Origin of the sequence: Aliiglaciecola sp. 2_MG-2023 (genome assembly GCF_030548145.1) — a bacterium.
GTDB lineage: Bacteria > Pseudomonadota > Gammaproteobacteria > Enterobacterales > Alteromonadaceae > Aliiglaciecola > Aliiglaciecola lipolytica_A.
In genome coordinates, this window is the sequence record NZ_JAUORY010000031.1 from 1 (window position 1) to 15,353 (window position 15,353).

11 protein-coding genes are annotated in these 15,353 nt (G+C 41.7%); 7 read left to right on the forward strand and 4 right to left on the reverse strand.

All coding sequences use genetic code 11. The features are described from left to right. Positions 1–129: 129 nt before the first annotated feature. Positions 130–2,289 carry an exonuclease domain-containing protein gene (locus Q4567_RS20480; protein WP_303502146.1) on the reverse strand — a complete coding sequence of 720 codons (2,160 nt, stop codon included), beginning with the start codon at positions 2,287–2,289 and terminating at the stop codon, positions 130–132. 143 nt (positions 2,290–2,432) lie between these two features. Between Q4567_RS20480 and Q4567_RS20485 the strand changes: the two genes are divergently transcribed. After that, the gene (locus tag Q4567_RS20485) at positions 2,433–2,624 is read left to right on the forward strand and encodes a CPXCG motif-containing cysteine-rich protein (protein ID WP_216046345.1); all 192 of its coding nucleotides are present in this window, start codon (positions 2,433–2,435) and stop codon (positions 2,622–2,624) included. Positions 2,625–2,959: 335 nt separating this feature from the next. Then, the gene (locus Q4567_RS20490; protein WP_303502084.1) at positions 2,960–5,203 is read left to right on the forward strand and encodes a YgiQ family radical SAM protein; all 2,244 of its coding nucleotides are present in this window, start codon (positions 2,960–2,962) and stop codon (positions 5,201–5,203) included. 222 nt (positions 5,204–5,425) lie between these two features. Here Q4567_RS20490 and Q4567_RS20495 read toward each other — a convergent pair whose 3' ends face one another. From Q4567_RS20495 to Q4567_RS20505, 3 genes are all read right to left on the reverse strand, one after another. After that, on the reverse strand, positions 5,426–6,967 hold the full coding sequence (locus Q4567_RS20495) for a cryptochrome/photolyase family protein (RefSeq protein WP_303502086.1): 1,542 nt from the start codon (positions 6,965–6,967) through the stop codon (positions 5,426–5,428). 22 nt (positions 6,968–6,989) lie between these two features. Next, the gene (locus Q4567_RS20500; protein WP_303502088.1) at positions 6,990–8,420 is read right to left on the reverse strand and encodes a deoxyribodipyrimidine photo-lyase; all 1,431 of its coding nucleotides are present in this window, start codon (positions 8,418–8,420) and stop codon (positions 6,990–6,992) included. A gap of 200 nt (positions 8,421–8,620) precedes the next feature. After that, a complete protein-coding gene (locus tag Q4567_RS20505; RefSeq protein ID WP_303502090.1) occupies positions 8,621–10,000 on the reverse strand; it encodes an OmpA family protein in 1,380 nt (459 codons plus the stop codon). Between the two features lie 272 nt (positions 10,001–10,272). Between Q4567_RS20505 and Q4567_RS20510 the strand changes: the two genes are divergently transcribed. The 5 genes from Q4567_RS20510 to Q4567_RS20530 all read left to right on the forward strand — a co-directional run bounded on the left by Q4567_RS20510 (position 10,273) and on the right by Q4567_RS20530 (position 15,345). Further along, positions 10,273–11,391: a succinylglutamate desuccinylase/aspartoacylase family protein gene (locus tag Q4567_RS20510; protein ID WP_216046350.1), complete on the forward strand. Its 1,119-nt coding sequence runs from the start codon at positions 10,273–10,275 to the stop codon at positions 11,389–11,391. Between the two features lie 107 nt (positions 11,392–11,498). After that, positions 11,499–12,104 carry a hypothetical protein gene (locus Q4567_RS20515; RefSeq protein ID WP_216046351.1) on the forward strand — a complete coding sequence of 202 codons (606 nt, stop codon included), beginning with the start codon at positions 11,499–11,501 and terminating at the stop codon, positions 12,102–12,104. An 18-nt stretch (positions 12,105–12,122) separates the two neighbouring features. Continuing rightward, on the forward strand, positions 12,123–12,803 hold the full coding sequence (locus Q4567_RS20520) for an RDD family protein (RefSeq protein ID WP_216046352.1): 681 nt from the start codon (positions 12,123–12,125) through the stop codon (positions 12,801–12,803). Beyond that, positions 12,800–13,786 (forward strand): stage II sporulation protein M, encoded by a 987-nt coding sequence (locus Q4567_RS20525; protein ID WP_303502092.1) that lies wholly within the window; start codon positions 12,800–12,802, stop codon positions 13,784–13,786. Before Q4567_RS20520 ends, Q4567_RS20525 begins: the two co-directional genes overlap by 4 nt. Further along, positions 13,783–15,345, forward strand: coding sequence for a hypothetical protein (locus Q4567_RS20530; RefSeq protein ID WP_216046354.1), 1,563 nt, complete (start codon positions 13,783–13,785; stop codon positions 15,343–15,345). Before Q4567_RS20525 ends, Q4567_RS20530 begins: the two co-directional genes overlap by 4 nt. The last annotated feature ends 8 nt before the right edge of the window (positions 15,346–15,353 follow it).

Sequence of the window (15,353 nt, forward strand, 5' to 3'; positions counted from 1 at the left end):
GAACATGCTCAAAGCATCCATCGAAGCCCTAGTGGAGGATGCAAAATGTTGATGCCGCTGTGGGGATCCCTCAGGCTAAAGCCCATGCTACAAGGGGAGAGGGGAACATATATCTTGTAGGCGGGTGCTTTAGCCCCGCAAACGACTCCCATTGGCTTTTTCATGACGCACTTCGTTGATAATAAATAACAACTCTGCGGCTGCTTGAGCATCTGATAAGGCTCTGTGATGTCGAGTCATATCAATACCAAAATGCCGGGTTAAGTTGGCTAATGAATAAGACGGAAGGCCTGGAATCGCTTTGCGCATTTCTCGTACCGTACATAACTTGGGCATGCGAAAACTTTGTTCAAGACGCTCAAATTCGGCGCGGATAAAGCCATAATCAAAATTGACATTGTGAGCGACAAAAACACAATCAGATAAGTAACTTCGTAAGTTTTCAGCGATTTCCACAAATAAGGGAGCATCACTCACCATTTCATCATCAATACCCGTTAATTGTGTGATTTTTTGCGGAATGTGCCGTTGAGGATTGATTAGCGTTTGCCACGTATCGATCACTTTCCCGTTTACAACCTTGGCGATACCTATTTCGGTTATACGATGTTGATTTGCACGACCGCCCGTGGTTTCGATATCGACGACTGCATAGGGTTGTAAGGGATCTAAAAACCATTCAACTTGAGTGACTGCGACCTTAAAGCCTGATTTTCTTAGTAGCTTTATGGTTAACAATTGGTTTTTACGCAATTGGTCTCCAGGGGCTTTTATTTCTTCAAATCTCAGTCCGGTGTTATCGACTACCATGATATCCGGATAACCGTCAGCGTAGTTTTTAAAGTCCTTTGCCATCATTCTCAAATGCTCTTTGAGACCTTCAATGTCAACATGATCAAAAAATACCGCTAAAACTTCGAGTAAGGATTTGTGCCAACGAAAAATTCCATTGGGGCGACCGTACTTTTCAAGCATAACTTTAGATACTTGTTTGAATGTGATTTGCGCACTGGTCATTCGGTATAGGCGAGTTTCAATATCTTGTTCGTACAGATTATAAAAGTTGTTTTGATTGATAGCCTGGGGTTTGTAATCGAATTCAGTGACTAACGCATTGCTATCCATTTCAAAAAGTTCATGCCAAAAAACTAAACCGAACAATGCTCGCCACAATCGGTTTTCAGTGCGAAAGGCCTGTTTTTTTTGTTTCTGATAAAACAATTTTACGCCATGTTCCACCGAATCCATGTACATTTCATCAATAAGTACTGTTGTTGATTGTTCTCGTAACATGTCGGTGAGCGTACTGGTGCGTTTTTGCTGAAATTTACGGGCCAAAAAGTCTTCGGCAAACGATAATAGTACTTCAGAATCTGGTTCCTCAATAATCATTTCTAAACGGTTTTTCACCCACTCTTTTTCACCTAACTTGTACTTTTCACGGATCACTTTTTCTTGTGCTAAAGGCTCCGAAGATGCGGCTAATAATTTTATGCCAAGAGACTGGTCGTGGGGGAGTATGGCTTTGCCTAATCTTAATAGAAAACGGTCACAATGTTCATTGGCTAAGGTACCTTGTGGAGTTGGAAATGATGGGAACTGTTGGGCAAGTGCAATTTGTTGCTCTGGTAATAAAGACATGACTTCACGCCGTTGATGAGCATAAAAAAACGCACTCTTAGCTTCGTCAATGAAATCGAATCGCGCATTGTCAGTACTGACCCCTCGTTGAGTTGGCATAATCCCCAGATCGCGCATTGAAAACTTGGATAAGTTACTGTTCAGATCACCAAAAAATAAGAATAAAAAATAGTTTATGTGCTGATCTTGCCCTCGGTGCAACACAACAGTGGGATCTAGAAAGGCGCAGAAGTCTTCAAATTGACAAAACTCATTCACTAATTGTAAATAATCAGCTTTACTTTGGGAGCTTTTAAAACTGACATTCGCATTACGCAGCACTTGGGCCAATTCTGGTTTGGTTAGATTATGAGTTAATTCAGCAAGATGCTCTTTTTTTACTTCAGTGTAAAAGCCTTCTGTTATAAGCCTCTCTAGATGCAATTGGTGATCGTTAATCTCATCATAAAACAATGAGTTACGTCTGATTATTGGAGATTTTCTATTTAATCCACGGACATACAAACATTGTGCATCTTCACAAAGAGTATGAAATTTACCGATAAAAGCACTATCTTCAATAGAGAGTAAATGTGCACAGGGTCCGGAAACAAACGCGAGAAATTCATGAAAATGAGTTAAATAGTATTTACTGGGGAGTTCTTTCATCAATAGATTAAAAATTTTGCTGGGACACAAAGCCAGTGTATTTTAAAAACTACTGTATATCCAGTCAGTATTGGTTTGTTTTTCAAACTTTTTCGACGCCTTTTACGTAAACAAATTAATCTTTTACAACTCAAGGAGTAGCCATGAGCCTCACAGTAGCAAGTAAATTTGAGTGTCCATATTGTATGACTTACAACGATCTGGAGATAGATGAAGCCAACGACATCAATCAGCAGCAAATAGTAGATTGCCAAATATGTTGCCAACCCATTGAATTACAAGTAATTGATAATGGTTTCGGCATTGAGGTGATTGCAAAGCGGGATGACGAGTAAAGAGCAAGCGGGATGACGAGTAAAGAGCAAGCGGGATGACGAGTAGAGAGCAAGCGGGATGACGAGTAGAGAGCAAGCGGAATGGCGAGTAAAGAGTAAACCCGAAGCGCAGGAGGCAAGAAAAAGAAGTCAGGATAATCAACGAGTAGCCTGAACAGCAGAGAACTTCCATGTCGAGCAATCTGCTGCCAACACACAAATGTACAAAGAGTGAGCAGATTACTTGACACTTAGCTGTAGAAGGATGCGTCCTTTATCGCGATATTATTCTTGTCCAAAGGCTTTTTCTGGTATACTCCGCGAAATTTTGAACCCTTAACTTCTTGGTACAATACATGACTGTTATGCGACAGCCTGTTCAGCGAATGAAAGCTGAAAGAGGGCTATTTTCCTATCCTAAATATTGGGCTGAATGTTTTGGCCCCGCTCCATTTTTGCCAATGTCTCGAAAGGAAATGGATCAGTTAGGCTGGGATAGCTGTGACATTATTATTGTGACCGGAGATGCTTACGTAGATCATCCTAGTTTTGGAATGGCTGTAATCGGTCGTGTACTCGAAGCTCAGGGCTTTAGAGTTGGAATTATTTCGCAACCAGACTGGACCAGCAAAAAAGATTTTATGCAGTTAGGTGAACCCAATTTATTTTTTGGGGTAACCGCTGGCAATATGGATTCTATGATCAACCGCTATACAGCGGATCGAAAATTACGCCACGATGACGCTTATACCCCCAATAATGAAGGTGGAAAGCGCCCTGACCGAGCCGTTACCGTTTATACTCAACGCTGTAAAGAAGCCTACAAAAAACCAGTCATCATTGGTGGTATTGAAGCCAGTTTAAGACGAATTGCCCACTACGATTATTGGTCAGACAAAGTAAAACGCTCTGTTTTATTTGACTCAAAAGCAGATATGTTGATGTTTGGTAACGCAGAACGTCCGTTACTGGAAATCGCCCATCGATTCGCCGCAGGTGAGACTATTGCTGACATGCAAGATGTCCGTGGTACTGCAGTAATTCGCAAAGAGCCATTACCTGAATGGCAAGGTGTGGATTCTACACACGTTGATGTAATTGGAAAAATTGATCCTATTCCCAGCCCCTATGAATACATTGAAGATAAGTGTGCGGTAGCTGAAGATGAACAAAACAAAGTTATCGATGACGCGCAAAAAGCGAAACCGGTCGTAGTTCAGCCATTTACTTCTAAATCTCAGCGCAGAAAGCCTTGGGAGAAGACGTACGTCATGCTACCTCCCTATGATGTGGTACGTGCAGAGAAAACACATTACGCCCATACATCACGGATCTTGCATCAAGAAACCAATCCAGGTTGTGCTCGTGCACTGGCCCAGCGCCACGGTGATCGCATTATTTGGATTAACCCGCCTGCTTTTCCATTGGAAACTGAAGAGATGGATGCGGTGTTTGATTTACCCTATGCTCGCGTACCTCATCCTAGTTATGGGAAAGCTAAAATTCCTGCTTACGATATGATTAAAACGTCGGTGAATATCATGCGGGGTTGTTTTGGTGGTTGCACTTTCTGTTCGATTACAGAGCATGAAGGCCGGGTTATTCAAAGTCGCTCAGAAGAGTCAATTATCCGTGAAATTGAACAAATTCGCGACAAAGTTCCCGGTTTTACCGGCGTGATCTCTGATCTAGGCGGTCCGACTGCGAATATGTATAAATTGCGATGTAAGAGCGCAAAGGCGGAACAAACATGTCGCCGTCTTTCATGCGTCTGGCCGGATATTTGTGGACATTTGGACACCGATCAAACACCTACCGTTGAGCTTTACAAAAAAGCTCGTAAAGTGGAAGGTGTTAAGAAGGTATTGATTGCTTCAGGGGTGCGATATGACTTGGCCATTGAAGATCCTAATTATGTTCGTGAATTAGTCACCCATCATGTGGGCGGCTACTTAAAAATAGCTCCAGAACATACTGAAAAAGCGCCATTGGATAAGATGATGAAGCCTGGTATGGGTACTTATGAGCGTTTTAAAGAAATGTTCGATAAATACACCAAAGAAGCAGGTAAAATTCAGTATCTTATTCCATATTTCATTTCTGCCCATCCTGGCACAGAAGATATGGATATGGTGAGTTTGGCCATGTGGTTAAAAGAGCACAATTTTAAATTGGATCAGGTGCAAAATTTCTATCCATCACCGATGGCCAACGCCACTACCATGTATCACACGGGTAAAAATCCGATTCATAAAGTCAATCACAAAAGTGAGCAAGTTACAGTGCCCAAAGGTGAGATACACCGCCGTTTGCATCGTGCTTTTTTGCGTTATCACGATCCAGCAAACTGGCCAGTGATCCGCAAAGCATTGAAAGAAATGGGTAAAGCGCATTTGATTGGCAACGGACCCAAGCATCTAGTGCCTCTAGAAAGCAAAGAGGAACTAAGTGGTAAGGCGCACAATGCATATGCAAAACGGTCTCGAAACAAGGCATATGCCAAAGGCAAAGGAAATGCTAAGGCTCAGCAAGGATTGACACGATTCAGTGATAACCAGCCCCACAACAAGGCGGCGGGCAAGTCCAACAAAAAACGTTAATTTAGTCCCCAACGCGGTGCTAAAGCACCCGCCTACAGGGTGTAGCACGGGATTTATCCCGTGGCTGTTTGATACATCGAGGCTAACGCGGGGCTAACTCATCCACCTACAAGATGTAGCACGGGATTTATCCCGTGGCTGTTTGATACATCGAAACTAACGCGGTGTTAACGCATCGCCAACAAGGTGTAGCACGGGATTTTTCCCGAGGCTAAGCCACAACTACACACGTTCATTGTTATCTAATGCCTTAAAAAATATATCGCTGTCTTGGCGAATATGTCTTATTTTGTCATCTTTCATCTTATTTAGCGTGGCGTATGGCATGCCTAACCTTGGGTTTGTGGCGAGCTTTTCTCGATTGCGATCTAAAAAGTCCCAATAAAGATAATTGAATGGACAGGCCTGGGCACCAGTTTTCAGTTTGACGTTGTAATGGCAATGTTGGCAGTAATTCGACATTTTATTGATATAACTTCCGCTTGCAGCATAGGGTTTACTCGCGAGTAGTCCACCATCAGCATATAAAATCATGCCGCTAACATTGGGCATTTCCACCCATTCATAGGCATCGGCATACACAATCAAATACCACTCATTGACATCATCAGGGTGCACCCCAGCCAATAACAAAAAGTTACCCAATACCATTAAACGTTGAATATGATGGGCATAGGCGTTGTCTCGTGTTTCGCTGATGCATTGCTGCAAACAATTCATATCGGTTTCTGCATTCCAGAAAAAATCTGGTAATTTTCGCTGTGCATGCAACGCATTTTGCTTTTTGTAATCGGGCATTTTTAGCCAATAAATACCTCTGACATATTCTCGCCAGCCAATAACCTGACGAATAAAACCTTCGACGGAATTAAGCGGGGCTTCGCCATTACGATATGCATTCTCAGCAAGCTCAACGACCTCTTTGGGCAGCAGTAATCCACAGTTCAAATAAAAGCTGATATGGGAATGAAAAAGCCAAGGTTTACCTTGCACCATGGCATCTTGATATTGGCCAAAGTTTAGTAACCTTTGGCTGACAAAATCTTTCAACACCACTAAGGCTTGCTGACGTGTGGTGGCAAAGTGAAAATTGTCCAAATTGCCAAAATGCTCAGCAAATTCAGACTCAACCAGTTTCAATACATCTTGAGTGATGTGATCGGGGTCAAACTGAGTGTGCGCAGGAACCTCGACATCTTTATCCATAGCATTGCGGTTAGCGCTGTCATAATTCCATTTACCCCCGCTGGGTTGATCAGCTTCCATCAAGGTCATACTTGACTGACGGATTTGTCGATAAAAAAACTCCATTCGCAGTTGTTTTTTATCTTTTGCCCAATCAGCAAAATCATCTATATGACTTAAAAAGCGGTCATCGTCCAAGATCTCCACGGGAATACCTAGCTTTTGTTGCCAACTTTGAAAATCTTTAAGTACACGGTACTCGCCGGGAAATGTCAGCGCGACTTTATCTATCTCTAGGTTTTGACAGGTCCGCTCCACTTCCTTAAAAAGGCTGCCTTGGTTATCAACATCTTCATATTTTATATAACGGACTTGATACCCTGAGTCCGTTAATTCTTTGGCAAAGTGACGCATGGCAGAAAATAAAAATGCGATTTTCTTTTTGTGATGTTTTACATAGCTGGCTTCTGTTTTTACTTCCGCCATCAAAATTAAATCACTGTTTTTGTCACAATCTCGCAGGCTTGCTACCGACATACTTAGCTGATCGGCGAGAATTAATCTTAAGGTGTTTGCCATGGCTTTCATTTCATCCTGTCATTTAGGCGTTTTTAACCGCTTCATAGGCATCTAAAGCTTGTTGGCGCGACTCTTTTAAATCCACCAATGGGTGAGGGTATTCATCACCAAGACGGATTCCTGCTGTTGCTAAGACTTCTTTAGGTGCGTCCCATGGTTTATGGATGTACTTGTTGGGAAGGTGTTTTAACTCAGGGCAGTAATGACGTACGTATTCACCTTCACTATCAAATTTTTCACCTTGCGTAACAGGATTGAAAATCCTAAAAAAGGGCGATGCATCGGCACCTGAGCCAGCTATCCATTGCCAGCTCGCACTATTGGCGGCCAAATCCGCATCCAATAAACAATCCCAAAACCAGCTCTCGCCATGATGCCAATGGGTCCGTAAATTTTTCACTAGGTAGGAGCCAACGATCATGCGCACACGGTTGTGCATGTAACCGGTCTGCCACAGTTCACGCATACCCGCATCAACAATGGGCACGCCTGTCTGACCTTGTTGCCACGCTTGCAAGTCATTATTGCGACCACGCCACTGATATTGATTGAATTTGGCATTGTAATTTTCACTGGGTAAGGTCGGAAAGTGATATAACAAGTAATAACTAAATTCACGCCAGCCAATTTCACTTAAAAAACAATCCATGTGCGGGTCTTCCATGCTGCCGTTAAATTTATGTAAGGTGGCATACCATATTTGGTTTGGAGATATCTCTCCAAAATGTAAATGCGGTGAAAGATGAGATGTGCCATTAAGGCTGGGTACGTCACGGGCTTGTTTGTAATCATTTATTGGCTCATTTAAAAACTCACTCAGTGAAACACCGGCTCCCTCTTCGCCAGGCTGCCACTGTTGTTGCATCTGTTTGTACCAGCTAATTTCCGGCAACAACTCAAGGCTATCTATTCCTTGATCCAGCTTATTTTGATAAATAAAATTAGCTTGTTTTGGGGCTGCCTCAACGGAACGAGGAGAAGGCGCTTTTAAACATCCTTTGCGGTAAAAAGGAGTGAACACTTTGTAAGGCGAACCACTCTGGTTCATGATTGTCCAAGGTTCCCATAATAAAGAGCCATTAAAACTATTTACCTGCACGCCATCTTCTTGCAACTGCTGTTTTACTGCTTTATCGCGATGTATCTGCCAGGGTTCATAGCAGCGATTCCAGACAACTTGAGTCGCCCCAGTTTGTTGAATAATCTTTTGTAATACATCAATGGGATTGCCGCTAGCGATATGCAGCTTACCGTCTAGTGATTTGTTCAAGCTGTGTAGCGAGTGATGCAGCCACCATTTACTGGCTGCGCCTGGTGTGAAACTTTCGGCATTGCAATTATCATAAATATAAACGGGGATAACATCGCCGTTGTTACAAGCCTCGAGCAGTGCAGGGTTATCCCGCAGGCGAAGGTCTTGCCGAAACCACATGATGCTAATGGGGGTGCTCAATGCCTTGATCCTTAATAATCAATTTAAACAATAATAGGTTAATACCCCATGTTAATGTATATGGATCTCACAGTTATGAAATTATGTTTTCTAAAGGCTGAATCTCAAAAAAACATTACTTCTAACTAGCTTTTGCTCAAAGCTCATTTGGTGATAGCAACTACTTTTGGGGCAGATGTTTTACATCCCCCCAACTTTAGTTAATTGATGATCAGGATTTCTACTCGTCTATTCTGAGCTCGACCTTCCGGTGTTTCATTGCTGGCGACAGGTTTTTCTTTACCAAATCCTTGGGATTCAATACGACTATCGTCAATATTGCCCACTTTAGTCATAAAGTCAGCCACGGTCTTTGCTCTGTTTTTAGATAAATCTAAGTTTAATTCAGCGCTGCCGGTAGCGTCGGTATGACCGGTTACCAAAATATTTGAGGCAGGGAAACGTCTCACCGCATCAATAATTTTGTTCAACAACGCAAAGTTAGATGATTCAATTTCACTACTTCCAGTCTTAAATGAAAACCCGTGAGCACGAATTAATACATTATCTAACTGACGATAAACCGTCGCTTCTTCCTGATTAAATAAAGATTGCACGCCTGCAAATCTTGCACTGTCTTCGCGTTTAGCTTGTTGCTCATTTTCCAACTGAAGTTGCGCGGATAAAAGAGCTTCGTCTTTGTCTCGGGTTATTTGTGATTCTCTATCTTTCGAAGATGTTTGCAAGGTCATTAACTGGGTATTAAGTTCTTCAATACGTTGGCTATTCATCTGGTTTTCGGCTAATTTTGAACTAACAGTTCGCTGTACATCAGCAATGACCTCTTTGTTGGTCTGATTGAATGCTAAATCACCTGAAATTGGAGACATTGCGGTTTGTAATTGATCTTGGTACCAAAGCACTTTTTGTTCTTCACTGAAATCCGCATTTTTAAAATATTGATTGATCTCGGCAACACCCTTGGCCCGCTCGACCAGCCAAATCGCTTTGTTAGAATGCACATTGGCTTTTTGAGTATTTGCTCTATCCGCTTCCAAAGTACTTAATGCTAGCTGATATTCATCTTTAGCTTGAGAGATAAGGATAGGCGTTACATCGTCCAAGTTCTGCTTTTCAGCATTCTCAATCGCGCGTTGAGCGACACTAAGCATATTGGTTTTAAGAGCTGCTAGTTCGGTCGCTAAATATTGATTCTTTAGTTCATTGATGTCTCGCTTTGCGCGGTCTTCTTCACCTACTTCAAACCACGTAAGCATTTTTTTAAATTGCTTTTCAGAACTATTGAAATTATCTGGCACCAATGTATCAGCGCTGACTCCAAGGGCTTTATTTCTGGCCACAAACACTTCTTCAAAAACGTATTTTGCTTTGCTCGAGTGTGTCTTCGCAGCGTTTATTCTATCAACGACTTCTTTGGCGGTCGCATTAGCGGTATTGTTTCCAGATTCAGCTTGTCTTAATGCACTGTCATAAGCTCGTTGAGCCTCTTTCATTTGTTCAGGAGAGTAAAACGCCAAATCATTTATATTGGCCTGCTCTAGCATCTCTGTGGCTTTTTCAAGCACTGGAAATTGTTGCATTATTTCCGTTTCAGATAAGTGAACTTTCGATGCACAGCCTGATAGCAGGGCAACACATATCGCCCCAGCAATTAATTTTCATTTCATGTTTATTCCCCTAATTGGAGTTAATTTTGTCTTTTTTGTGTGTACGAGTGGCTTTATTAAAAAAGTCACCAGTTGTAGGCTGGAATTGACCGGTTTCACTAACACGCAAACGTAAAAGTTTGTACAACGGTTAGCATTCAATTATCGTATTCTTTAATTGTAGTTAAGTTTTTAAGAGTCGTTAGATGAATCAGTTTTCCAAAGAATATCTCGTGGTTGCGCAAAACGCGTCTGGGCGGAATATGAACGTGCCTTTGTATCGTTTTAAAGGCAGTAAACCAGGTCCCAAGGTGTACCTACAAAGCTCGATTCATGGCGCTGAGGTGCAGGGGAATGTAGTAATTTATCATTTAATTCAGATGCTTAAAAATCTGGATATATGTGGTGAAATTACCCTAGTACCAAATTGTAATCCGGTGGGCACCAACATCAAAGCTGGTGAGTATACCTTGGGCCGATTTGATCCCATCAATGGTACAAATTGGAATCGGGGTTATTATTATGATCAAAACTTGGTGACTGAATTTGTCGATACGGTAGCCAATGATGAACCGCTGCAATCGATTAAATCCCGTTTTCGTCAGGCTATCAAACAGAAAATTGATGATAAGTTAACGGATACTTGGGGATTAGGGCTTGCGCAACAGCTTAACTTAAAATTACAACAATTAGCTTTTGATGCCGATATTGTGATTGATTTGCACAATGGGCCTGTCTCTACAAGGCATATCTATGTGCCTGAATATGCAAAAGCGTCAGCGTCTTTGTTTAATATTCCTCATGTTATTTTGATTCCCAATAAATTTGCTGGTGCTTTAGATGAAGCGACGTTTTGCCATTGGTGGAGTTTACAAGACTTATTAACTGAAAAAAGAGCTAATCCAATCCAGTTCGAAGTTGAAGCCTTTACCTTAGAGATGGGTTCTCAAGAAGTGATTAGTTTCGATGAAGGATTGTACGATGCACAAAGTATTCTGTCTTACTTGAATGCCAAAGGCTGTCTAGTGGATGCCCAATACACCCCAAAAGACATGCAGCGAGTGGCAGTCACACTAAACAATTACAAAATCCTTTATACCCACCAAGGTGGAATAGTCGATTATTTAGCAAAACCCGGTATGGAAATCAAAAAGGGTGAGCCCCTAGCTAAGGTACTTAATGTCGATGAACTAGAAAATGAACGGGGTACAGAAACGATTTGTGCACCATGTGACTTAATTCCGATTTTGCATTTTCCATCCGCTTCGGTGTTGAGCGGTACACAATTGTATAAATGTTTCACCAATTATTTCCAGTTAACCTAAGGTCTAATTAGACCCATTAAAATGCTGGATATCGAGTATGTTTATGGCATACTCAAACGAAGGCGAGTCTGTGCTCAGTTTGTTATGCCGTTAGTACAAGGAAGTTCATGTCGACAAATTATAATAATAATGAGAGTGTGTATAACGCTCCGGCTGCCGATTTGGGTAACTTAGAGCAGCATGATTTAATCGACAAAAACGCCTTTTTTGTGGTTTCCCGCACTAAATTAATTATCTTATCTTTTTGTACACTTAATCTTTATCTCATTTATTGGTTTTACCGTAATTGGAAATTGCAAAAAGACAATGCCGATTTTGATTGCACTCCTATTGTCAGGGCTATTTTTAACATATTCTTTACCCATTCGTTGTTTGCGCAAGTTAACGATGCCTTGCAGTCTAAAGGTATTGCGTGCAGGGCATCAGGCTTAATGGCAACTTTTTATGTAATCACCATTATAGTTTCTGCTTTAACTAATCGCTGGGAACCGAGCGTTGATCAACTCGCCTTATATGTAGTATTTTTTCTGGCAACGATCGCGCTGATATTGTTACCTATTTGGTACGTCCAAGATCGTATAAATCAGGTTTGTGATGATCCCCAAGGCGCACAGAACGCTGCACTGACGTTAACCAATTGGATATTTATCTTACTCGGCTTAATTTATTGGGGTTTTGTATTTATGGGTATATTTATATCTTTTATTGGGTAGTAAACAAGAGTTATACGGTTGAAAATAGATAATCAAATAAATTTAGAAACCCCAGAAGGCATTGATATCCAGCTCACGCCAGCAGGTATTGGCGTGCGCACTTTATCCTTTATTTATGATTTACTTATCCGTTTAGTCATTATGCTCGCAGCTGGTATAGCTTTGTCTTTTGCGGGTAATATGGGAATAGGGTTAATGCTCATAGCGGCTTTTTTGGTGGAATGGTTTTACCCAGTGATATTTGAAATAACAAAAGGTCAAACACCAGGTAAAAAATCCTTTGGCTTAACCGTCGTTTATGACAATGGTTTGCCAGTTACCCTTGCCGGTTCATTAATTCGAAACTTATTTAGAGCGGTTGATTTTTTGCCTTCGTTTTATCTGCTAGGGGGAATTTGCCTACTACTTTCTAAGCACAATAAACGGGTAGGGGATTATATTGGCGGCACTATGGTGGTGTATAACGAAGCACCACTTAGAATGAGTTATTTTAACTTTGAAAAGCAAAAAAATGTAGAGCTACAGCTAGATCCAGAAATGCAGAAATCGATTATAGCGTTTGCTGAGCGCAGTAAAACCTTAAGTGCTCAGCGGCAGCAAGAATTAGCCAATATTTTATCACCCATTCTCAATGTGCAAGGTCCTGAAGCCGTTAGCCAACTTAAGTCTATTGCGGCTAATTTGGTGGGTAAAGCATGAAGCAGCATGATTTTATTCAATCACGTCAAAAACAATGGTCAGATTTTGCTGAAGCGATAAAAGATCCCAATAAACTGCATGAATACGATATTGATCTTCCCCATGCATTTCGGCAGTTAACTCATGACTTGGCCGTGGCAAAAAGTCGCCTTTATAGCCCAGCGTTAATTTCCCGCTTAAACGATCTTTTGCTACAGGGGCAGCAGTGTTTGTACAAACCGAGTAACCGGGTTTGGGCACCATTTTGGCAATTTGTTAAGTACGATTTTCCCGCTCAGTTATTGCTTATTCGCCGCTATGTGATTTGGGCACATATATTATTTTATGGTTTAGCCCTAATTACCTTTTCGGTCACTATGATAGAACCAGAATTTGTGGGAAATGTAATGCCCAATTCGCAAGTTACCCAATTAGAACAAATGTACGATCCGGCATCCCGCATCGATGAAACCACCGGAAACTATCGAAACGAAAGAGATTCTGATAGCGATTTTCTAATGTTTGGATTCTATATAAAAAATAATATATCCATTGCATTTCAGTGTTTTGTGGGAGGTTTTTTATTGGGGTTTGGAACACTCTATTACTTACTGTTTAACGCTATATTTTTTGGTGCGGTGAGTGCTCATATCGTGAATGTCGGATTTTCTAGTACATTTTTTTCTTTTGTTATTACCCATGGTTCATTTGAATTAACGGCCATTGTGTTGTCTGCGGCTGCTGGGGGCGTAGTAGGAATGCATATTATTCGACCGGGGCAATTGTCACGCACGGCGGCTTTGAAACAGGCCGGTAAAATTACATTTCCGATTATTTTTGGCGCATTTTTAATGTTGGTGGTTGCTGCGTTCATTGAAGCTTTTTGGTCGAGTAGCACACTACTTCCCAATGCAGTGAAATATGCAGTGGGCAGCGCCTGTTGGCTGTGGATTTTGCTCTACATTTTTCCTAGAAACCCTCGTTCTGGCGAGAAATCGTCGTGAATATTGATAACCTAACGTTGGAAATTCGTCCTCGTAATAGTTGGCGGTCCTTTGATTTAGGTTGCCGCATGGCCTTGCGTTGGTATCGATCATTAATCAGTTTTTGGCTGGTGGTTACCTTACCCATATTTGTATTGGCCTGTGCCATTGATATTGTTTGGGGTGTAGTCGCTTTTTGGTGGTTGAAGCCTCTGTATGAAAGAGGTTTGCTGCATATCTTGAGTCGTCAGGTGTTTGGCGAGACGGTCACCGCTAAAGATGCGATTAGAGCTTGGCCTCGATTATTGAAAAAACAATGGTTTGCTAGTATTACCTGGCGTCGGTTATCACCTACTCGCGGGTTTGATTTAGCCATTCAACAATTAGAAGGTCTAGATGGTGTTGCTCGCAGCAAGCGTTTATCTATCTTGCATCGAACGATTGATGATAATACCGCTTGGTGGACATTTATCTGTCTCGGCTGGGAGCTGATCATTATCTTTGGTTTAGTGGCCCTTATTAGTTATGTGGTGCCGGCGGGAGTGGAGTTTGATTATTGGCTGGTGATCACGAGCGATAATTGGGGTACCGAACTGACATTTAACCTATTTACTTACCTCGCTTATTTACTTATTGCGCCTATTTATATTGCAGGTAGTTTCGCAGCCTATCTAAACCGGCGAGTTATCTTAGAAGCGTGGGACATAGAAATTGGCTTCAAACGAGCCATTAATAAAGTTACCAAACCAGCATTAGGGGCGGTGGCAAGTTGCATTTTAGCAGTGATGTTATGTTTTTCACCGGTATCTGAAAGTTGGGCAGAAGATAGCTCAGCAAAAATTGAATTACCGCAGTTTGAAGATAATCAATATTCAGAGCTTAAAGATACAGATCCCGCAAACCAACAAAATATTGAGTTTGAAAGTGAAGCAAAGATTCAAGCAATACTTGATGTGCCGCCTTTCAATGGTCAGCAAACTGAAACTGATTATCGCTGGGTGGGCTGGGGGTCAGACGACGAAGCTGAAAGTGACAGTGAGAAAACAAGCTCTGATTTACCGTCTTGGTTAGTCAATGGCTTGATGTTTTTTGCAAATTTTTCTGAAGTACTAATGTGGCTGGCGTTTGGCGTTACCTTGTTATTGTTGGTTTATCTGTCAAAAGACAATATTAAAGGTTTTTTTAATCAATCGCCTAAGCAACCCGCAACAGATGAATTAGAAATGCCTTTGTTTAGTCAGGCTTATCAAGGCGATGCCATGCCTGATGATGTCGTGTCAGAAATAGATTTACTGTTCGACGCTAAAGCCTATCGCAAATTGATGTCATTAATGTTGATAACCAGCTTACTGGAAATCAGTAAAGAGCAGGCTCTACCTTTGACCAAATCAATGACCGAACGGGAATGCCTTGAAGTGATTAAAACCTCGGTTGTCGGTGAACGAAGTGAGTTTATGCAACGCCTAGTCGACACTTGGGTGCACTTAGCCTGGGCACATAAATGGCCAGAAAAAACAACTATGCAACTGTTATGTGAACAGTGGAAAACCCTGTTTGCAGATGCAGAGGTTGGAAGATGAGAAACGCA

Coding starts and splice junctions, on each gene's coding strand:
- Q4567_RS20480 (WP_303502146.1), bottom strand. CDS start 2,289: ATGAAAGAACTCCCCAGTAAATACTATTTAACTCATTTTCATGAATTT.
- Q4567_RS20485 (WP_216046345.1), top strand. CDS start 2,433: ATGAGCCTCACAGTAGCAAGTAAATTTGAGTGTCCATATTGTATGACT.
- Q4567_RS20490 (WP_303502084.1), top strand. CDS start 2,960: ATGACTGTTATGCGACAGCCTGTTCAGCGAATGAAAGCTGAAAGAGGG.
- Q4567_RS20495 (WP_303502086.1), bottom strand. CDS start 6,967: ATGGCAAACACCTTAAGATTAATTCTCGCCGATCAGCTAAGTATGTCG.
- Q4567_RS20505 (WP_303502090.1), bottom strand. CDS start 10,000: ATGCAACAATTTCCAGTGCTTGAAAAAGCCACAGAGATGCTAGAGCAG.
- Q4567_RS20510 (WP_216046350.1), top strand. CDS start 10,273: ATGAATCAGTTTTCCAAAGAATATCTCGTGGTTGCGCAAAACGCGTCT.
- Q4567_RS20515 (WP_216046351.1), top strand. CDS start 11,499: ATGTCGACAAATTATAATAATAATGAGAGTGTGTATAACGCTCCGGCT.
- Q4567_RS20525 (WP_303502092.1), top strand. CDS start 12,800: ATGAAGCAGCATGATTTTATTCAATCACGTCAAAAACAATGGTCAGAT.